This window comes from Arthrobacter sp. B055-34 (assembly GCF_059090425.1).
The window spans coordinates 100,396-118,707 of record NZ_JBNHFQ010000001.1 but is presented as its reverse complement, the minus strand read 5'-3'; the positions used below and the strand labels follow the sequence as shown (position 1 = coordinate 118,707).

Sequence of the window (18,312 nt, the reverse complement as noted above, 5' to 3'; positions counted from 1 at the left end):
CTGAATCACATAAGAGAGTGATTGCAGTCACAAAAATTCCCAAGAGGAGGAGACATGGGACAAAATCCCACCCCGGAGGCCGATTTCACGGCAGCCGTGGACTTCGAGAAAGTCCAGCAGGAACCCAAGTTCCAGGAGCTGCGGCGCCGGCACCGCAGCTTCGTGTTCCCCATGGCCATTGCATTCCTGCTGTGGTACTTCGCCTACGTCCTGTTGGCGGATTACGCGCACGACTTCATGTCCACCAAGGTGATCGGCAACATCAACATCGGCTTGATCCTGGGACTGCTGCAGTTCGTCAGCACCTTCGCGATCACCATGTGGTACGTCAGCTTCGCCAACAAGAAGCTGGATCCGATCGCGGCCGAGATGCGCAGCGAGCTTGAGTCCGCGGCCGTCAAGCCCCAGGCAGGAGAAAAGAACTGATGCTTCCCTTGACCACCACCACGCAGGCCGAGACGCAGGTCGGCGAGCCCTGGCTGAACATCACCATTTTCGGCCTCTTCGTGGCGATCACCATGGTGATCGTGCTGCGGGCCAGCCGCAACAACAAGACCGCCGCCGACTACTACGCGGCCGGCCGCTCCTTCACCGGCGGACAGAACGGCACCGCGATTGCCGGCGACTACCTCTCCGCTGCCTCCTTCCTAGGGATCTGCGGGGCGATCGCCATCAACGGCTATGACGGCTTCATGTACTCCATCGGTTTCCTGGTCGCCTGGCTGGTAGCCCTGCTCCTGGTAGCGGAACTGCTGCGCAACACGGGCAAGTTCACCATGGCGGACGTGCTCTCCTTCCGGCTGAAGCAGCGTCCGGTCCGCATCGCCGCGGCAACGACGACGCTGGCGGTCTGCTTCTTCTACCTGCTGGCACAGATGGCCGGCGCGGGCGGACTCGTCTCGCTGCTGCTGGGCATCGACGACAGGCTCGGCCAGTCCATCGTCATCGTGGTGGTCGGTGCGCTGATGATCCTGTACGTACTGGTGGGCGGCATGAAGGGCACCACCTGGGTGCAGATCATCAAGGCCTGCCTGCTGATCGCCGGTGCGTTCGTGATGACTATCTGGGTGCTGGCGATGTACGGCTTCAACCTCTCGGCTCTGCTCGGCGATGCCGCCGCGACGGCCGGAACCACTGACATCCTGAATCCGGGAATGCAGTACGGTGCCAGCGAAACCTCCAAGTTCGACTTCATCTCGCTGGCCCTGGCACTGGTCCTCGGCACCGCTGGGCTGCCGCACGTGCTGATGCGCTTCTACACCGTTCCGACCGCCAAGGAGGCCCGCAAGTCCGTGGTCTGGGCAATCTGGCTGATCGGCGCCTTCTACCTGTTCACCCTGGTGCTCGGCTACGGTGCCGGCGCGCTGATCGGACCGGATGTCATCGAGGCCGCTCCCGGCGGCGTAAACTCCGCTGCACCGCTGCTGGCGTTCGAGCTCGGCGGCCCGCTGCTGCTGGGACTGATCTCCGCCGTGGCGTTCGCGACCATCCTGGCCGTGGTGGCCGGCCTGACCATCACAGCCGCGGCCTCCTTTGCGCACGATATCTACGCCAACGTGGTCCGCAAGGGCCAGGTGGACGCCGACGGCGAGGTGAAGGTTGCCCGCCGCACCGTGGTGGTCATCGGTGTCCTCTCCATTCTGGGTGGCATCGGCGCCCAGGGCCAGAACATCGCCTTCCTGGTGGCGCTGGCCTTCGCGGTGGCGGCTTCGGCGAACCTGCCGACCATCATCTACTCGCTGTTCTGGAAGAAGTTCTCCACCCAAGGCGCCATCTGGTCCATGTACGGCGGTCTGGCCGCTGCGCTGTTCCTGATCGCGTTCTCCCCGGTGGTTTCCGGCACGGAGACCTCGATGATCCCGGGTGCGGACTTCGCCTGGTTCCCGCTGAAGAACCCGGGCATCATCTCGATCCCGCTGGCGTTCTTCCTCGGCTGGCTGGGCACGGTCCTCGACAAGCGCGTCGAGGATCCGGCCAAGCAGGCGGAAATGGAAGTCCGTTCACTGACCGGCGTCGGCGCCGAAAAGGCAGTCGACCACTAGCCGGACGGCAGCACTGCTGTACGGCAGATACAGCCATACGGCAACACGGCGGGCCCGGACATTTCCGGGCCCGCTTCGTGCTTTCCAGGCGGTTTCCAGATACGTCTTTGGGCGCGCGGGGAATTTCCAAGTCCGACGGCGTCTATGCAGGCGTGTGCAAGGGGTCCATGCTTGGGGCATGAGAGTCCTGGTGACCGGTGGCACGGGTTTCGTCGGCTGCCATATTGTGTCGGCGTTGGTTCAGACGGGGCATACTGTGCGGCTGCTGGTGCGTGACCAGGACAAAACGCAGGCCTCGCTGGCACCCTTTGGCGCCGACGTCGTTGCTGCCGCCCAGCAGGACGTCGTCGTGGGCGATGTGTTGGATCCACAGGCGGTGAGGGACGCCGTTAACGGATGTGACGCCGTCGTTCATGCGGCAGCCATCTATTCGCTGGATCCGCGGCGGTCCGCCGAGATCCAGCGGACCAATGTAGAGGCGGCGGAGAACGTCCTGGGCGAGGCTGTCCGGGCCCAGCTTTCACCGGTGGTGCACATTTCCACCTATGCCGTTCTGGTCCGGAAGGGCGGCACCGATCCATCGCTTCCGCTGGGTGACGGCCGGACGGCTGCCAACCTGGCCCTCCGGCCGTACCCACTACACAGACGTGCGCGACGTCGCGGCGCTGGTTGCCGCCGTCGTCAACAAGAGCCGCGAACCGCGGCGCTATGTGGTTCCCGGCCACTTCGTGGACGGCAAGATGATCTTCGGCGCGCTCGAGCGGGTGACGGGGCGCAGGTATCCGTTCGTGACGGTACCGGCCTCGATGATGTTGGCGATGCTGCAGCCCATGGGACTGCTCCAGCGCCGGCTGCCCGGACGGTGGACGCTGCCGGCCTATGCGGAGAGTATCGACATCCTCCGCCGCGGCACGGAGTTCGATACGTCGGCAGCCAGCGACGAGTTCGATGTGCACGCCCGGCCCTTTGACGAAACGATCCGGGACACTGTCCGGTGGCTGGTGGAGTCCGGACGGTTGCCGGCCAAATACGCCGTGGCGTAGCCGGGGTCAGGCCAGCTGCGGGTGGGCCAGCCGTACCGGCTCGGAGACAATGCGGCCGTCCCGGGTGTTGATGCCGGGCAACAGCTCCGGCAATCTGCGGGCGGCCGCGTCCAACCCGTCCTGCGTTATCGCTTTCACATAGGGCAGGGTGGCATTGGTCAGCGCGTAGGTAGAGGTGCGCGGCACCGCCCCGGGCATGTTGGCCACACAGTAGAACATCGTGTCGTGGACCGGATAGGTGGGATACGCGTGGGTGGTGGGACGGGAGTCCTCGAAACAGCCGCCCTGGTCGATGGAGATGTCCACCAGCACCGCCCCCGACCGCATCCGGCTGACCAGTTCGTTGCTGACCAGCTTGGGCGCTTTGGCCCCCGGCACCAGCACCGCGCCGATGACCAAGTCCGCGTCGCTGACTGCGGCGTCGAGTTCCAAGGCATTGCTGACGATGGTATTGACCCTGCCCTGGTAGAGGTCGTCGAGTTCCTGCAGCCGGCGGACGTTCGTGTCCAGCACCGTGACATTCGCCCGCATTCCGACGGCGATGGAAACCGCGTTGGAGCCCGCCACGCCGGCACCGATAACGACGACGTTGGCCGCGTGCGTGCCGGGGATGCCGCCGAGCAGGATCCCGCGCCCGCTTTGGGACTTCATCAGTGTGTAGGCCCCGACCTGCGGTGCGAGCCGGCCTGCCACCTCGGACATCGGCGCCAGCAGCGGCAGCGAGCGGTCCGGTAGTTGTACCGTTTCGTAGGCCACTGCCGTCACGCCGCGGTCGCACAATTCCTTGGTCAGCGCCGCATCGGCGGCCAGATGGAGGTAGGTGAAGAGGGTCAGGTCCTCGCGCAGCCGGTGGTATTCCTCCGCCACCGGTTCCTTGACCTTCAGCACCATCTCGGCCCGCGCCCACGTCTCGTCCGCCGAGCCGAGCACAGTGGCGCCGGCGGCGGCATAATCCTCGTCCATGATGGAGGAGCCGTTGCCTGCCCCGGTTTCTACGAGCACGTCATGGCCGGCCAGCGTTAGCTCGTGCACACCGGATGGAGTAATGGCGACCCGGAACTCGTTGTTCTTTACTTCACGGGGAACACCGACTCGCATGGCATCTTGGCCTTTCTCTCTACGTCAGTCCGCGTCCGGTCCACCGGTGCGCTGCCTTTCACCGGTGCGCTGCAGCAGCGGCCCGATGCGGAACGGCACCAGCTCATGCATGGCCAGCGAAGTGTCCGTGCGCTCCACGCCGTCGATGGCGAGGACCTTCCCGTTGATCCGGAACAGGTCTTCGGCGCCGGTGGAGACTACCCGGGCCAGGATGTCGGCCTGTCCGGTGATGCCGAAAGCCTCCAGTACCTCGGGAATCAGGGCCAGCTCGTTAGTGATCTGCTCCAGCTTGGGCTGCTGGACATGGATGTGGATGAAGGCAGCAAGCGGGTAGCCGAGGGCAGCCGGACTGATGCGGCGGTCGAAGGAGAGGAAAACAGATTTTTTCTCCAGCTGGCTCATGCGAGCCTGGACCGTATTGCGCGACAGGCCCAGCTCTTGGGCCAGGGCCACGACGGTACGCCGCGGGTCCTGCGCCAAGGCCATCAGCAATCGTGTGTCGGTGCCATCCAGAGGCTGCATAATGCGCAACGTTAGCACGGTCAAAACCGCTGCGACAGAGCATAATGCCCAGTTTTGAGTGGGGATATTGCGCTTGCTGCATTCTGTGAGTATCGTCACAACTACCTGCCGGCAAAGGCGCCGGAAGGTCTGCAAAGGTGCCGCCGGATCCACAAGATCCGCGGGACCGACACAACGAGAAAAGGTTGCGTGCATCAAGTGTCCTTACATGGCATGAGGTCAGTATCCGGGGAAAATCTCGTCCAGCTGCTGACACCGGAGGGAACCCGGGCTGCCGGTCCTTACGATGAATGGGTAGCGGATATCGACGGGGCCCGCCTCCAGGGGCTGTACGAAGACATGGTGGTGGTGCGCCGGGTAGATCAGGAGGCGACCGCCCTGCAGCGACAGGGTGAACTGGCGCTCTGGCCCCCGTTGCTGGGACAGGAGGCGGCGCAGATCGGATCGGGGCGCGCGCTCCGCCAGGACGATTTCGTCTTTTCCAGCTACCGCGAGAATGGCGTGGCCTATTGCCGCGGGGTCGACTACACGGACATGATCAGAGTCTGGCGCGGGAACGCACCCTCCGGCTGGGACCCGTATGAGATCAACATGGCCACGCCGCAGGTAATTATTGGGGCCCAGACCCTGCACGCAACCGGCTACGCCATGGCCACCAAGTTCGACGGCGCAGACTCCGTGGCCGTAGCGTATTTCGGCGACGGGGCCACCAGCCAGGGCGACGTCAACGAGGCCATGGTCTTCGCGGCCAGCTTCCAGGCGCCGGTGGTCTTCTTTTGCCAGAACAACCAGTGGGCCATTTCGGAACCGGTCACCCTCCAGGCGCAGCGGGACATCGCGGACCGTGCCCCCGGCTTCGGTATTCCGAGCGTGCGTGTGGACGGCAACGATGTCCTCGGCTGCATGGCCGTGACGCGCGAGGCGCTGGAGCGGGCGCGCAGCGGCGGCGGGCCGAGCTTTATCGAGGCGGTCACCTACCGCATGGGTCCGCATACGACGGCGGACGATCCCACCAGATACCGGGACCCGAACGAACTTGAAGACTGGAAGGGCCGCGATCCAATCGACCGGCTGGCCAGACTGCTGGACGCCGAAGGGCTGTTGGCCGGTGACTTCACCGACCGGGTGAACGCCAAGGCGGACGAGGTCGCCGGGCTACTGCGGCACGGCTGCGTGACCCTGCCCGAGCCCGGCGAACTGGACGTCTTCAACAACGTCTACACCACACCGCACCCGGTGCTGGAGCGCCAACGGGAGCACTATTCCCGCTATCTTGCCTCGTTCGAGGCGGCAGGGGGAGGCACACGATGAGCACCATGACTTTTGGCCGGGCTATCAATACCGGCCTGCGCAAGGCGATGGAACACGATTCCAAGGTCGTGCTGATCGGCGAAGACATCGGCAAGCTGGGCGGTGTCTTCCGCATTACCGATGAACTGCAGAAAGACTTCGGTGCCCACCGGGTCATCGATGCCCCGCTGGCGGAATCCGCCATTCTGGGTACAGCCGTGGGTATGGCGTACCGCGGATACCGGCCGGTGTGCGAAATACAGTTTGACGGGTTCATCTATCCGGCGTTCAACCAGATAGTGAGCCAGGTAGCCAAACTGCACTACCGCACCCAGGGGAGGGTCAAGATGCCTCTGACTATCCGGGTTCCGTTCGGCGGCGGAATCGGAGCGGCGGAGCATCATTCGGAATCGCCGGAGGCTTATTTCATGCACACCTCCGGTCTGCGGGTGATCTCGGTATCCAACCCGCAGGATGCATTCGCGATGATCCAGCAGGCCATAGCCTGCGATGACCCGGTGCTCTTCTTCGAACCCAAGCGGCGGTACCACGTCAAGGGGGAGGTGGACGAAGAGGTTGACCTGGAATCCTTCTCCCTCGAGCAGGCTCGCGTGGAGATCCCCGGCGAAGACGTGACCCTGGTGGCGTACGGCGCCCTGGTGCAGGTTGCCAAGGACGCTGCCCTGGCCGCGCGGGAAGAAGGTATCTCGGTGGAAGTCATCGACCTGCGCTCGCTTTCCCCGCTGGACTTCGCCACGCTGGAGAGCTCGGTCCGCAAGACCGGCCGCCTGGTCATCACCCATGAAGCGGCCATGACCGGAGGGCTCGGTGCGGAGGTGGCGGCGAGCATCACCGAACGGTGCTTCTACCATCTGGAACACGCACCCGTCCGTGTCACCGGATTCGATATTCCCTACCCGCCGGCAAAGATGGAACACCACCATCTTCCCGATCTGGACCGGATTCTGGACGGCGTGGACCGCGTCCTGGGCCGGACGAATTCGCTCAGCGGGCTGGAGGGGAATTGATGGGAATCAAGGTCTTTAAGCTGCCGGATCTGGGCGAAGGTCTCACGGAGTCGGAAATCGTCAGCTGGCACGTTGCCGAGGGCGACAGGGTGGAGCTGAACCAGATCCTGGGCGAAGTAGAAACCGCCAAGGCCGTCGTGGAATTGCCGTCCCCGTTTGCCGGCGTTATCACCGCCCTGCATGAAGCGCCGGGCAGTACGGTCAACGTGGGAGAACCGATTGTCTCCTTCGAAGTGGCCGGCTCCGGCGACCCGTCCGAGAACGGCACCGGTCGCCAATCGTCGGACGGGTCGACAACCGCCACGGCGGGTGGCCGCGAGGCGAATCTGGTGGGGTACGGCGCACGGGCCGAAGCAGCAGGCGCGCCCAGGCGCCGCCGTCGTGCTGGTGCCGTGGACGCAGGGGGAGCGGTTACGGCGGCCAGCACGCCTCGGGCACGCGAATCCGTTGTTGCAGCGACCGCCAGGCCTGCCGGGGAGGGGGCGGAATCCGTGCAGGAGCGGCCGCGGTCCACTCCTCCGGTCCGCAAGCTGGCCCGGGATCTGGGTATTGATCTCGCTAAGGTAACCGGAACGGGTGAGCAGGGGTTGATCAAGCGGGCCGACGTCGAGCGTTTCCACGCCGGCGCTACTGCGGAGGCCGGCGAACGAGGTAAGGAGCAGCTGGCTGCAGCCGCCGCGGCGCGTGCGGGCGGATGGCTGGCGGGTGCCGCGGAGCGCGAAAGCCGCATTCCGATCAAGGGCGTGCGGAAACATACCGCCGCCGCCATGGTGGCCAGTGCGTTTACTGCCCCGCATGCCACGTCGTTCCTGACCGTGGATGTCACGCCGACGATGGAGCTGCTGGCCAAACTGCGGGAGAGCCGCGCCTTCAGGGACATCAAGGTCACGCCGTTGACCGTCCTGGCCAAGGCTGTGTGTATCGCGCTGGAGCGTAATCCCTCGCTGAACTGGCGCTGGGACGACGACAACCAGGAGATCATCCGGCAGAACTATGTGAATCTGGGCATCGCCGCCGCGACCGAACGCGGACTGATCGTGCCCAACATCAAGGACGCCCACACAATGGACCTGCGTCAACTCGCACAGGCACTGGGGGAGCTGACGGGCGCGGCAAGATCGGGGAAGACAGTCCCGGCAGACTTGTCCGGCGGAACCATTTCGATCACGAACATCGGTGTCTTCGGCATCGACGCCGGCACCCCCATCATCAATCCGGGGGAGGCAGCGATCCTGGCCATGGGCGCGGTCCGCAGGCAACCTTGGGAATACCAGGGCGGCATTGCCCTGCGCCAGGTTGTCACGCTCAGCCTGTCCTTTGACCACCGCCTCGTGGACGGACAGCAGGGGGCGACGTTCCTGGCCGACGTCGGGACCATCCTGGCCGAGCCGGGGATGGTCCTGACGATGGTGTGAGGGGGCTAGACCAGTTCCAGGATTTCTTCGGTGACCACGGCGGCCCGGGCATTGGCAAAGCCCTGGGCCTCGCCGATGGCCTTGAAGCCGGCCTTCTCCAGGACCTTGATGGAGCCCAGGTTGTCTTTGACGGCCCGTGCGCGGATGGGGCGGGCGGTGAATTCGCCGAGGAACTTCTCCACCGCTGCCGTGGTGATGCCGTGCCCCCAGTGCGACTTCGCGGTCCAGAACGTCAGTTCCGGGTAGCCGTCGGAGGGGTAGGCCATGACGCTGCCAACCACTTCGCCGTCGGCGGTGACGGTGCGGACAGTGATGGCCTCGTCGTTGAGGATGTTCTGCCAGTGGTGGTTGAAAACTCCACGGTCGGAGGGATTTTTGGCGGTGAAAGCAGCCATACGGTTGGAGTCGGGATCCTGCTGGTACTCGAAGAACTTGTCGAGGTCGGCAGGTTCCACGGGGCGAAGCTCAATCATGGCGAACCTTTCGGCTAGGGGTCTTTATTGAAGCCTACTCGGCTTTCAGTGCCGCCCATGCCATTGTTTCCAGCAGATTGCGCCGCCACGCCTTGTCGCGTACCGCTTTGCCCCGGTGGGTGGTGTGCGGCGTGGAGTTGATCAGGCCGAAGGCGGCATGGGCACGCACCCGCAAGCGGGCGGGCTCGTGCTCGGGAAGCAACCGGGAAAGGACAGCAACCCAGACTTCGACGTAGGCCCGCTGGAGGGCCCGCACGGTCTGTGAATCCTCCGGCGGCAGGCTGTCCAGGTCGCGGTCGTGGACACGGATGACGTCCGGATTGCGCAGAGCAAAGTCCACCTGGAATTCGATCAGTCCGCGCAGGGCCTCTTCGGGACCGGGGGAATTTTCAACCACGGCCTTTCCGCCATCGAGCAGGTCCTGGCTCACCCCGGTCAGCAGGGCGGACAGCACGGCATGCTTGCTGCTGAAGTGCCGGTAGACGGCGGGACCGCTGACACCCGCGGCGGAGCCGAGGTCCTCGATCGAGACGCCGTTGAAGCCGCGCTCCGCGAAGAGTTTCGCGGCGGCGCTCAGCAGGGCCGCGCGGCGCGAGGCCTTCGCCAGGCTCCGGCCGGTGACCCTGCCCGTGTCGGCACTGGCCACAGGCCCTGGGCCCGCTGGTGAGCCGGTTCCGGTGGCTGAGCTAGGGGACACGTACGTCCCTCCTGTTCGGATGAATGCTGGACAATCCGGTTAACGCGAACTAACCTGAATTTCAGTTAGTACAGACTAACCAAAAGCGTGTTCGTTGGCCAGCTTGCTGAACAGCAGCGGGACTGGAAAACGGCACCTACCGCGCGAAGAAAGATGTCGATGGAGACACTGCCTTCCCGGGTGGACACTACCAGCCCGGGCTACCTGGAGAACGAATCCGCGCAATGCGCACTGGTTGAGGAACTGCGCGGCAAGCTCGCGACGGCGGCGCTTGGCGGTCCGGAAAAATCCCGGCGGCGCCACGTGGACCGCGGCAAACTGCTGCCGCGCGAGCGCGTCGATGCACTGCTGGACGAGGGCAGCCCCTTCCTGGAGCTCTCACCGCTGGCCGCGGACGGAATGTACGACGGCGATTCGCCCGGCGCCGGGATCACCACCGGGATCGGGCTCGTGCACGGACGCCATGTCCTGGTGATCTCCAATGACGCCACGGTCAAGGGCGGAACCTATTACCCGATGACGGTGAAGAAGCACCTGCGGGCCCAGGAAGTGGCGCTGGAAAACAACCTGCCGTGCATCTACCTGGTGGATTCCGGCGGAGCCTTCCTGCCCAAACAGGACGAGGTCTTTCCGGACCGGGAGCATTTCGGCCGGATCTTCTACAACCAGGCTAATCTCTCGGCGCGCAAGATTCCGCAGATCGCGGCCGTCCTGGGTTCCTGCACGGCCGGCGGGGCCTACGTGCCGGCGATGAGCGACGAAACCGTCATCGTACGCAACCAGGGCACCATCTTCCTGGGTGGTCCGCCACTGGTGAAGGCAGCCATCGGCGAAGTGGTCAGTGCCGAGGACCTCGGCGGCGGGGACGTCCATGCCAAGGTCTCCGGCGTAACGGACCACCTGGCCGAAACGGACCAGCACGCCCTGGAAATCGTCCGCGACATCGTTTCCACCCTGCCCGTAGTCGAGCCGGCCTGGAACGTGGCAGCCGCCGAACCGCCGTCGGCCGATCCCACGGAGCTCTACGGGACGGTCCCCACGGATGTGAACGCCTCTTACGACGTCCGGGAGGTAATCGCCCGGGTGGTTGACGGGAGCCTGTTCCACGAGTTCAAGCGGGAGTACGGGGCCACGCTGGTCACCGGCTTCGCCCGGATCCTCGGGCATCAGGTCGGGATCGTGGCCAATAACGGCGTGCTGTTCAGCGAGTCCGCCCTCAAGGGGGCCCACTTCATCGAGCTCTGCGACCAGCGCGGCATCCCGCTGGTTTTCCTGCAGAACCTCTCCGGGTTCATGGTCGGCCGCGATTACGAGGCAGGCGGCATCGCCAAACACGGTGCCAAGATGGTCACCGCCGTCGCCACCGCCCGCGTGCCCAAACTGACCGTCATCATCGGCGGCTCGTTCGGCGCGGGCAACTACTCCATGTGCGGGCGCGCCTACTCGCCGCGCTTCCTCTGGATGTGGCCGGCCAGCCGGATCTCGGTGATGGGCGGCAACCAGGCCTCGTCGGTACTCTCCACGGTCAAGCGCGACCAGATCGAAGCCGCGGGCGGCGAATGGCCGGCCGCGGAGGAGGAAGCCTTCAAGGCGCCCATCCGCGAGCAGTACGAGGCGCAGGGCAACCCGTACTATTCCACCGCCAGGCTCTGGGATGACGGGATCATCGACCCGGCGGACACACGCCGGGTCCTTGGCCTCGCGCTGGATGTCTGTGCCCGCCAGCCGCTGCCGGAGACGTCCTTCGGCCTGTTCAGAATGTGAGCGCCATGCCCGAACAGCTCTTCACTACGGTACTGATCGCCAACCGCGGGGAAATAGCCTGCCGGGTGATCCGCACCTGCCGCCGGCTGGGCATCAGAACGGTCGCCGTCTATTCCGACGCCGACGCCGATGCCCGGCACGTGCGCGAAGCCGACCTTGCGGTCAGGATCGGCCCGCCGGCGCCGACGGCCAGCTACCTGAAAATCGAGGCCATCATCTCCGCCTGCCGCCAAACCGGTGCCGAGGCCGTCCACCCCGGCTACGGCTTCCTGAGCGAAAGCCTCGCCTTTGCCGAGGCGCTGGAGGCCGCCGGCATCACCTTCATCGGGCCGAATGTGAAGGCCATCGGCGTCATGGGCGACAAGATCCGGTCCAAGAACCACGTGGCCGGCTACCAAGTGCCGGTGGTACCCGGCCTGGCCGAACCCGGGCTGAGCGATGAGCAGCTGGTCAATGCGGCCGACGGCGTGGGCTACCCGCTGCTGATCAAGCCCTCGGCCGGAGGCGGCGGCAAGGGCATGCACGTTGTCGACCGCCCGGACCAGCTGCCGGCGACCCTGGCCACCGCCCGCCGTGTGGCTGCGTCCGCCTTTGGGGACGACACGTTGTTCCTGGAGAAGCTGATCCGCAGCCCGCGCCATATTGAGGTGCAGGTTCTGGCCGACAACCACGGCAACATCATCCACCTGGGCGAACGCGAGTGTTCCCTCCAGCGCCGGCACCAGAAGGTGATCGAGGAAGCCCCCTCGCCGCTGCTGGACGAGGCCACCCGCGCCCGGATCGGCGAGGCCGCCTGCAACGCCGCCCGCAGTGTGGACTACAGCGGGGCCGGCACGGTCGAATTCCTGGTCTCCGACGAGGCGCCGGACGAGTTCTACTTTATGGAGATGAACACCCGGCTGCAGGTGGAGCACCCGGTGACGGAACTGGTCACCGGGCTGGATCTGGTCGAATGGCAGCTGCGCATCGCAGCAGGCGGGCAGTTGACGATAGCCCAGTCCGACGTCGTTCTCATCGGACATGCGGTGGAAGCGCGCGTGTATGCGGAGAATCCGGAACAGGACTTCCTGCCCTCCGCGGGTACGGTGCTGGCGCTGCACGAAGCATCCGGCGACGGCGTCCGGGTGGACAGTTCGCTGCTGCCCGGGCTCGAAATTTCCAGCAGCTACGACCCGATGCTCGCCAAGGTCATTGCCTGGGGCGAGGACCGGGAGGAGGCGCTGGACCGGCTGGACCGGGCGCTGGGGGAGACCGTGGTGCTGGGCGTGCCCAACAACGTCGAGTACCTGCGGCTGCTCCTGAACGACGACGACGTGCGCGCCGGCCGCCTGGACACCACGCTGATCGAACGGAAACTGCCGCACCTGGCGTTCCGCCGGATCAGCGACGGCGAACTCGCGGTTGCCGGGGTGGCCTGGCTGGAGGGCAGACGGGGCGCCCAGGAAACCGGGTCGCCGGAGTCCCTGAGGGCTGGTTCCCCGCAGTCTGGCTCCCTGCGGGCTGGTTCCCCGTGGGCCGCCGGCGATGGCTGGCGGGTGGGCGGCGCCGTGCCCACCGTGGTCAATTTTGCCATGCCCCACGGGGAACCGCGCGAGGTTGCGCTGACCCGGCTGGATTCCGGGAGCCCGGGCAGCCTGGCAAGCTTCCGCGCGGAAGTAGCCGGCGGCAGCTTTACGGTGAGCCTTGAGCATGAGGCGGGCGCCGCCGTCGTCAATGGGGTGCGCAAGCCCTTCCGCCACGCTGTCGATCCCGGCACCGGGACGATCTGGCTCGCCGACGCCGGCTTCAGTGCCGCGTTGACGGTACGGGACCGGAAGCGCCGCCTGGCCGAGGCGCTGGAGCCGATCCACCGCGAGGAGGGCGAGCTGTCACCCGAGGTGCGCTCGCCGATGCCGGGCACCGTGACCGCCGTCGCCGTGAGCAACGGGGACCACGTCGAGGCCGGGCAGACCGTGCTGACCGTGGAAGCCATGAAAATGGAGCACCAGCTCACCGCGGCCGTGGCCGGAGAAGTAAGTGTCCATCTCAAACCCGGCGATCTGGTCAAAGCCGGCCAGATTGTCGCCGTCGTCGCCGCAGCAGATCCTGCCGGCGGGACGGAAGCAACGGAACAGAAGGAAGCCGAGCATGCCTGATTTTTCCCTCAGCGAGGACCACCAGGACCTGGTGGACACCGTCCGGGACTTCGCCGACCAAGTAGTGGCCCCGGTGTCTGCCAAACACGACGAAGACCACACCTTCCCCTACGAGGTGGTCAAACAGATGGGCGAGATGGGCCTTTTCGGGCTGCCCTTCCCTGAAGAATACGGCGGCATGGGCGGGGACTACTTCGCGCTGGCGCTGGCCTTGGAGGAGCTGGGCCGGGTGGACCAGTCGGTGGCCATCACGCTGGAGGCCGGCGTCTCGCTGGGCGCCATGCCGATCTATCGCTTCGGCACCGAGGAGCAGAAGGCTGCGTGGCTTCCCATGCTCGCCAGCGGCCAGGCGCTCGCCGGCTTCGGCCTGACAGAACCCGAGGCCGGATCGGACGCGGGCGGCACCAAGACCCGGGCCCAGCTGGCGGCAGGGGACCAGGGCAACCAATGGGTCATCAACGGGAACAAGGAGTTCATCACCAACTCCGGCACGGACATCACCAAGCTGGTCACCGTTACGGCGGTCACGGGCACCTCGGAGCGGCAGGACGGAACCACCAAGAAGGAAATCTCCACCATCCTGGTGCCTACGGACACGCCCGGCTTTACCGCGGAGAAGGCCTACAACAAGGTCGGCTGGAATGCGTCGGACACGCATCCGCTCACGTTGAAGGACGTGCACGTGCCCGAAGCCAACCTCCTGGGGGAGCGCGGGCGGGGCTACGCCAACTTCCTGCAGATCCTGGATGAGGGCCGCATCGCGATCGCCGCGCTCGCCACCGGCGCGGCCCAGGGCTGCGTGGACGAATCGGTGCGGTACGCCAAGGACCGCCAGGCCTTCGGGACCAATATCGGTTCCTTCCAGGCGATCCAGTTCAAGATCGCCCGCATGAAGGCCCGCGCCCACACCGCCCGGCTGGCCTACTACGACGCCGCGGCGCGGATGCTTGCCGGCAAGCCCTTCAAAACCCACTCCGCTATTGCAAAGATGGTGGCAGGCGAAGCGGCCATGGACAACGCCCGCGACGCCACGCAGATCTTCGGCGGGTTCGGGTTCATCAACGAATCCCGGGTGGCACGGCATTACCGGGACTCGAAGATTCTTGAAATCGGCGAAGGGACCACCGAGGTGCAGCTGATGCTCATCGCCCGCGAACTGGGGCTCTGACCGCGCACCAGCCACGATCGACGGAAGGCTAGGGACAACGTGATTAACAAGGTTGTAGGCAGCGCGGCGGAAGCCGTGGCCGATATCCAGGACGGGGCCTCGCTGGCCGTGGGAGGTTTCGGCCTGTGCGGCATCCCGGTGACCCTGATCCAGGCCCTCCACGACCGCGGCACCAAGGACCTGGAAACCATCAGCAACAACTGCGGCGTGGACGACTGGGGCCTCGGCGTGCTGCTGGCGGACGGCAGGATCCGCCGCACCATCAGCTCCTATGTGGGCGAGAACAAGGAGTTCGCGCGGCAATACCTCGCCGGCGAACTCGAGGTGGAGCTGACCCCGCAGGGCACGCTGGCCGAGAAACTGCGCGCCGGCGGTGCCGGCATCCCGGCATTCTATACGACGGCGGGCGTCGGCACACAGGTCAGCGAGGGGGGACTGCCGCAAAAGTACGACGCCGAGGGGAACGTTGCGATTGCTTCGGCACCTAAGGAGGTGCGCAGCTTCGGCGGCGCGGACTACGTGCTCGAAGAGTCGCTGCGGCCGGACTTCGGGCTGGTGCATGCGTGGAAAGGCGACCGGCTGGGCAACCTGGTCTTCCACGTGACCGCAATGAACTTCAATCCGCTGGCGGCGATGGCAGGCAAAGTCACCATCGCCGAGGTGGAGGAACTGGTGGAACCGGGCGAGCTGGATCCGCAGCATATCCACACGCCGGGCATCTTCGTCCAGCGCGTGGTGGTGGCCGGTGACGTGGAGAAACGGATCGAGAAGCGTACGGTCACCGAGGCCGGCGCGGGGAAGGGGAACTGACGATGGCACTGACGCGCACCGAACTCGCCGCCCGGGTAGCCAAGGAGCTGCGCAACGGCCAGTACGTGAACCTAGGCATCGGGATGCCTACCCTCATCCCCAATTACATTCCCGACGGCGTGGAGGTGGTGCTGCATTCCGAGAACGGCATTCTCGGCGTCGGGCCCTATCCCACCGAGGAGAACCTTGACCCGGATCTGATCAACGCCGGCAAGGAAACGGTCACGCTCAACCGGGGTGCGGCGATCTTCGACTCGGCGACCTCCTTCGGCATGGTCCGCGGCGGACACGTGGACGTGGCGGTGCTCGGGGCCATGGAAGTCGCCGAAAACGGGGACCTGGCCAACTGGATGGTGCCGGGCAAGATGGTCAAGGGCATGGGCGGGGCCATGGACCTGGTCTTCGGCGCCAAGCGGCTGATCGTGATGATGGAGCACATGGACCGGAAGGGCAACCCGAAGATCCTCAAGAGCTGCTCGCTCCCGCTGACCGGCAAGGGCTGCGTGGACCGGATCATCACCGACCTGGCCGTCATCGATGTAACCGAAGACGGACTGGTGCTGCGTGAAGTAGCGCCCGGCGTCGGCGTGGACGATGTCGTGGCCGCCACCGGTGCGGACCTGAACATCGAGGAGCACGAGGTCGACGACGTATGAGCACCGGAAGCGGCGAGGATCTGCGGACCACCATCACGCAGCGCGGCCTCTATTACGACGAGCTCCAGCCCGGCACCGTCTACGCGCACAGGCCGGGCCGGACCATTACCGAAGCGGACAACGTTCTGTTCACTACGATGACCATGAACAGCCAGGCTCTGCACCTGGACGCCGACTGGTCCGCGTCGCAGCCGTTCGGGCAGCGGCTGGTGAACTCCATGTTTACGCTCGCCACTGTGGTGGGCCAATCCGTTACCCAGCTCACGCAGGGCACCATTGTGGCCCAGCTGGGACTGACGGACATCAACTTTCCGCATCCGCTCTTCCACGGCGACACGTTATACACGGAGACGACCGTGACGGACAAACGGCTCTCGGCCTCGCGGCGCGGCCAGGGGATTGTCACCATGAGCCATACCGGCCGGAACCAGCACGAGGACATTGTCGCCACGGCGGTCCGCAGCTGCCTGATGTGGACCGAAGAAGGGCACCGGCAGAGCCAGACCGAGCCGGAGGCCAGGAACCGCTTCCGGAACCAGGAGCTCGGCTGATGTTTACCATGGGCCCGGCCATCCTGTTCTGTCCCGCGGACCGGGCCGAGCGTTATGCCAAGGCGGCGGACCGGGCGGATGCGGTCATCCTGGACCTGGAAGATGCCGTGGCGCCGGGGGACCGGGCACGGGCCCGGCAAGCCGTCATCGACCACCCGCTGGATCCGGAGCGGACCATCGTGCGCGTCAACCCGCTCGCAACCGAAGACCATGCCCTGGACATGGCGGCACTGCAACGTACCGGCTACACCACCATCATGCTGGCCAAATCCGAGAACGCAGACGCCATTGCCGGGCTGGGCGGGTACGACGTCGTGGCGCTGTGCGAGACGGCGCTGGGCATCCTCGCCGCCCCGGACATCGCGCGCACCGGGAACGTCGTCGCGCTGATGTGGGGCGCGGAAGACCTGCTGGCCTCGCTCGGCGGGACCTCCAGCCGGAACCCCGCCGGACCGTACCGGGACGTCGCCCGGCAGGCGCGCTCGCAGGTCCTGCTGGCGGCCGGTGCCTACGGCAAGACGGCCATCGATTCGGTCTACGTGGACATTCCGGATCTGGACGGCCTGGCTGCCGAGGCCGACGACGCTGTGGCCTGCGGATTCGGCGCCAAGGCCGTGATCCATCCGAGCCAGATACCGGTCATCCGCGCCGCGTACCTGCCATCCGAGGCGGCCGTCGCCGATGCCGCGGCGCTGCTGGAGGCGGCCCGGACGGAACCGGGTGTGTTCCGTTTCCGCGGCAGGATGGTGGACGGCCCGCTGATCAAGCACGCAGAGCAGACGCTGCGCCGGGCCGGGCTGGCAGGATGACGGGAAACGAGGACGAGCGCCGGGTTGGAATAGCCTGCAGCGAAGTGTGGTTGCACCGGTCATGCGCATAGTTATTGCAGGTGGACATGGAAAAATCGCACGCGAACTGACCAGGATCCTGGCCGCGGACCAGCATGAGGTGGTGGGGCTGATCCGCAAACCGGAGCAGAGCGCCGATCTGATGGTGGACGGTGCCATCCCCGAGGTGGTGGATCTGGAGAGCGCCTCGGTGGACGAGGTCGCGAAAATCCTGAAGGGCGCCGATGCGGCGGTCTTCGCGGCCGGAGCCGGGCCGGGCAGCGGGGTCGAGCGGAAGGAAACTGTGGACCTGGGTGCCGCGGTGCTGCTGGCGGATGCCGCCGAGGCCGCCGGCGTCGAACGCTTCATCCAGATTTCCTCGATGGGCAATGACCTGGTTCGCGACGGCGCTACCCCGGAGTGCATGGACGAGGTCTTCGTTGCCTACCTGCGGGCCAAGCTGGCAGCGGAAGAGGACCTCAAAACTCGCGACCTGAAGTGGACCATCGTTCGCCCCGGCCAACTGACCGACGACGCCGGCAGCGGTCTCGTCCGCCTGGATCTGGTCGAGGAGCGCGGTCCGGTGCCGCGCGCCGACGTTGCCACAGTGCTGGCGGAACTGCTGCGCACGGGCGCCGGTGAGCGCCAGCTGCTCAACCTGATCTCCGGAGATGTTCCGGTCAAGGAAGCAGTAGCCGCCTTCGCCTAGTTGCGGAGGATTGCTGCAGCTTCCTGAGCCGTCCCAGCGCCCGGTGCGATGCCCTCGCACCGGGCGCTGCCTCTTCTTCGGGTG

At 65.9% G+C, this 18,312-nt stretch carries 18 protein-coding genes and 1 pseudogene; 15 read left to right on the top strand and 4 right to left on the bottom strand.

All coding sequences use genetic code 11. The features are described 5' to 3' along the window. Nucleotides 1-54: 54 nt before the first annotated feature. The 4 genes and pseudogenes from AC5RWO_RS00560 to AC5RWO_RS00545 all read left to right on the top strand — a co-directional run bounded on the left by AC5RWO_RS00560 (nucleotide 55) and on the right by AC5RWO_RS00545 (nucleotide 3,085). Nucleotides 55-426 (top strand): DUF485 domain-containing protein, encoded by a 372-nt coding sequence (locus AC5RWO_RS00560; protein ID WP_074702747.1) that lies wholly within the window; start codon nucleotides 55-57, stop codon nucleotides 424-426. Continuing rightward, on the top strand, nucleotides 426-2,042 hold the full coding sequence (locus AC5RWO_RS00555) for a monocarboxylic acid transporter (RefSeq protein ID WP_498728597.1): 1,617 nt from the start codon (nucleotides 426-428) through the stop codon (nucleotides 2,040-2,042). Before AC5RWO_RS00560 ends, AC5RWO_RS00555 begins: the two co-directional genes overlap by 1 nt. Nucleotides 2,043-2,220: 178 nt before the next feature. Further along, nucleotides 2,221-2,574: pseudogene (locus tag AC5RWO_RS00550) on the top strand (NAD-dependent epimerase/dehydratase family protein); the annotation flags it as partial. Between the two features lie 13 nt (nucleotides 2,575-2,587). Continuing rightward, entirely contained in the window at nucleotides 2,588-3,085 is a 498-nt protein-coding gene (locus AC5RWO_RS00545) for a Rossmann-fold NAD(P)-binding domain-containing protein (RefSeq protein WP_498729336.1), read from the top strand. A 6-nt stretch (nucleotides 3,086-3,091) separates the two neighbouring features. Here AC5RWO_RS00545 and ald read toward each other — a convergent pair whose 3' ends face one another. After that, the gene (gene ald / locus AC5RWO_RS00540) at nucleotides 3,092-4,183 is read right to left on the bottom strand and encodes an alanine dehydrogenase (RefSeq protein WP_498728596.1); all 1,092 of its coding nucleotides are present in this window, start codon (nucleotides 4,181-4,183) and stop codon (nucleotides 3,092-3,094) included. Between the two features lie 24 nt (nucleotides 4,184-4,207). Next, on the bottom strand, nucleotides 4,208-4,705 hold the full coding sequence (locus AC5RWO_RS00535; protein ID WP_498728595.1) for an Lrp/AsnC family transcriptional regulator: 498 nt from the start codon (nucleotides 4,703-4,705) through the stop codon (nucleotides 4,208-4,210). 213 nt (nucleotides 4,706-4,918) lie between these two features. On the opposite strand from AC5RWO_RS00535, the gene pdhA reads away from it, so the two are divergent. From pdhA to AC5RWO_RS00520, 3 genes are read left to right on the top strand one after another with little or no spacing between them, the layout of a single operon-like run. Then, a complete protein-coding gene (gene pdhA / locus AC5RWO_RS00530) occupies nucleotides 4,919-6,016 on the top strand; it encodes a pyruvate dehydrogenase (acetyl-transferring) E1 component subunit alpha (RefSeq protein ID WP_498728594.1) in 1,098 nt (365 codons plus the stop codon). Next, nucleotides 6,013-7,023 carry an alpha-ketoacid dehydrogenase subunit beta gene (locus AC5RWO_RS00525; protein ID WP_498728593.1) on the top strand — a complete coding sequence of 337 codons (1,011 nt, stop codon included), beginning with the start codon at nucleotides 6,013-6,015 and terminating at the stop codon, nucleotides 7,021-7,023. Before pdhA ends, AC5RWO_RS00525 begins: the two co-directional genes overlap by 4 nt. Beyond that, complete coding sequence (locus tag AC5RWO_RS00520; protein ID WP_498728592.1) at nucleotides 7,023-8,438, top strand: dihydrolipoamide acetyltransferase family protein; 1,416 nt, start codon at nucleotides 7,023-7,025, stop codon at nucleotides 8,436-8,438. The genes AC5RWO_RS00525 and AC5RWO_RS00520 overlap by 1 nt, the downstream gene beginning before the upstream one ends. Before the next feature lie 5 nt (nucleotides 8,439-8,443). On the opposite strand, the gene AC5RWO_RS00515 is transcribed toward AC5RWO_RS00520, so the two are convergent. Both AC5RWO_RS00515 and AC5RWO_RS00510 read right to left on the bottom strand, forming a co-directional pair. After that, the gene (locus tag AC5RWO_RS00515) at nucleotides 8,444-8,911 is read right to left on the bottom strand and encodes a GNAT family N-acetyltransferase (RefSeq protein WP_139005954.1); all 468 of its coding nucleotides are present in this window, start codon (nucleotides 8,909-8,911) and stop codon (nucleotides 8,444-8,446) included. Nucleotides 8,912-8,945: 34 nt separating this feature from the next. After that, the gene (locus AC5RWO_RS00510) at nucleotides 8,946-9,557 is read right to left on the bottom strand and encodes an SACE_7040 family transcriptional regulator (RefSeq protein WP_498728591.1); all 612 of its coding nucleotides are present in this window, start codon (nucleotides 9,555-9,557) and stop codon (nucleotides 8,946-8,948) included. 210 nt (nucleotides 9,558-9,767) lie between these two features. Between AC5RWO_RS00510 and AC5RWO_RS00505 the strand changes: the two genes are divergently transcribed. The 8 genes from AC5RWO_RS00505 (at nucleotide 9,768) to AC5RWO_RS00470 (ending at nucleotide 18,228) form a co-directional block, all read left to right on the top strand. Continuing rightward, nucleotides 9,768-11,372, top strand: a complete 1,605-nt coding sequence (locus AC5RWO_RS00505; protein ID WP_498728590.1) for a carboxyl transferase domain-containing protein — start codon at nucleotides 9,768-9,770, stop codon at nucleotides 11,370-11,372. A gap of 5 nt (nucleotides 11,373-11,377) precedes the next feature. Next, nucleotides 11,378-13,507, top strand: a complete 2,130-nt coding sequence (locus AC5RWO_RS00500; protein WP_498728589.1) for an acetyl/propionyl/methylcrotonyl-CoA carboxylase subunit alpha — start codon at nucleotides 11,378-11,380, stop codon at nucleotides 13,505-13,507. Next, nucleotides 13,500-14,675 (top strand): acyl-CoA dehydrogenase family protein, encoded by a 1,176-nt coding sequence (locus AC5RWO_RS00495; RefSeq protein WP_498728588.1) that lies wholly within the window; start codon nucleotides 13,500-13,502, stop codon nucleotides 14,673-14,675. Before AC5RWO_RS00500 ends, AC5RWO_RS00495 begins: the two co-directional genes overlap by 8 nt. Nucleotides 14,676-14,714: 39 nt before the next feature. Then, nucleotides 14,715-15,485, top strand: coding sequence for a CoA transferase subunit A (locus AC5RWO_RS00490; RefSeq protein WP_498728587.1), 771 nt, complete (start codon nucleotides 14,715-14,717; stop codon nucleotides 15,483-15,485). Between the two features lie 2 nt (nucleotides 15,486-15,487). After that, the gene (locus AC5RWO_RS00485) at nucleotides 15,488-16,141 is read left to right on the top strand and encodes a CoA transferase subunit B (RefSeq protein WP_498728586.1); all 654 of its coding nucleotides are present in this window, start codon (nucleotides 15,488-15,490) and stop codon (nucleotides 16,139-16,141) included. Beyond that, nucleotides 16,138-16,692, top strand: a complete 555-nt coding sequence (locus tag AC5RWO_RS00480; RefSeq protein ID WP_498728585.1) for a MaoC family dehydratase — start codon at nucleotides 16,138-16,140, stop codon at nucleotides 16,690-16,692. Before AC5RWO_RS00485 ends, AC5RWO_RS00480 begins: the two co-directional genes overlap by 4 nt. After that, nucleotides 16,692-17,501, top strand: coding sequence for an HpcH/HpaI aldolase/citrate lyase family protein (locus AC5RWO_RS00475; RefSeq protein ID WP_498728584.1), 810 nt, complete (start codon nucleotides 16,692-16,694; stop codon nucleotides 17,499-17,501). The genes AC5RWO_RS00480 and AC5RWO_RS00475 overlap by 1 nt, the downstream gene beginning before the upstream one ends. A gap of 61 nt (nucleotides 17,502-17,562) precedes the next feature. Continuing rightward, nucleotides 17,563-18,228, top strand: coding sequence for an NAD(P)H-binding protein (locus tag AC5RWO_RS00470; protein WP_498728583.1), 666 nt, complete (start codon nucleotides 17,563-17,565; stop codon nucleotides 18,226-18,228). Nucleotides 18,229-18,312: the final 84 nt, after the last annotated feature.

Bases quoted from the DNA above. Each gene is read 5' to 3' on its own strand.
- AC5RWO_RS00560 (WP_074702747.1), top strand. From the start codon at position 55: ATGGGACAAAATCCCACCCCGGAGGCCGATTTCACGGCAGCCGTGGAC.
- AC5RWO_RS00555 (WP_498728597.1), top strand. From the start codon at position 426: ATGCTTCCCTTGACCACCACCACGCAGGCCGAGACGCAGGTCGGCGAG.
- AC5RWO_RS00545 (WP_498729336.1), top strand. From the start codon at position 2,588: ATGCCGTTCTGGTCCGGAAGGGCGGCACCGATCCATCGCTTCCGCTGG.
- ald (WP_498728596.1), bottom strand. From the start codon at position 4,183: ATGCGAGTCGGTGTTCCCCGTGAAGTAAAGAACAACGAGTTCCGGGTC.
- AC5RWO_RS00535 (WP_498728595.1), bottom strand. From the start codon at position 4,705: ATGCAGCCTCTGGATGGCACCGACACACGATTGCTGATGGCCTTGGCG.
- pdhA (WP_498728594.1), top strand. From the start codon at position 4,919: ATGAGGTCAGTATCCGGGGAAAATCTCGTCCAGCTGCTGACACCGGAG.
- AC5RWO_RS00525 (WP_498728593.1), top strand. From the start codon at position 6,013: ATGAGCACCATGACTTTTGGCCGGGCTATCAATACCGGCCTGCGCAAG.
- AC5RWO_RS00520 (WP_498728592.1), top strand. From the start codon at position 7,023: ATGGGAATCAAGGTCTTTAAGCTGCCGGATCTGGGCGAAGGTCTCACG.
- AC5RWO_RS00515 (WP_139005954.1), bottom strand. From the start codon at position 8,911: ATGATTGAGCTTCGCCCCGTGGAACCTGCCGACCTCGACAAGTTCTTC.
- AC5RWO_RS00505 (WP_498728590.1), top strand. From the start codon at position 9,768: ATGGAGACACTGCCTTCCCGGGTGGACACTACCAGCCCGGGCTACCTG.
- AC5RWO_RS00500 (WP_498728589.1), top strand. From the start codon at position 11,378: ATGCCCGAACAGCTCTTCACTACGGTACTGATCGCCAACCGCGGGGAA.
- AC5RWO_RS00495 (WP_498728588.1), top strand. From the start codon at position 13,500: ATGCCTGATTTTTCCCTCAGCGAGGACCACCAGGACCTGGTGGACACC.
- AC5RWO_RS00485 (WP_498728586.1), top strand. From the start codon at position 15,488: ATGGCACTGACGCGCACCGAACTCGCCGCCCGGGTAGCCAAGGAGCTG.
- AC5RWO_RS00480 (WP_498728585.1), top strand. From the start codon at position 16,138: ATGAGCACCGGAAGCGGCGAGGATCTGCGGACCACCATCACGCAGCGC.
- AC5RWO_RS00475 (WP_498728584.1), top strand. From the start codon at position 16,692: ATGTTTACCATGGGCCCGGCCATCCTGTTCTGTCCCGCGGACCGGGCC.
- AC5RWO_RS00470 (WP_498728583.1), top strand. From the start codon at position 17,563: ATGCGCATAGTTATTGCAGGTGGACATGGAAAAATCGCACGCGAACTG.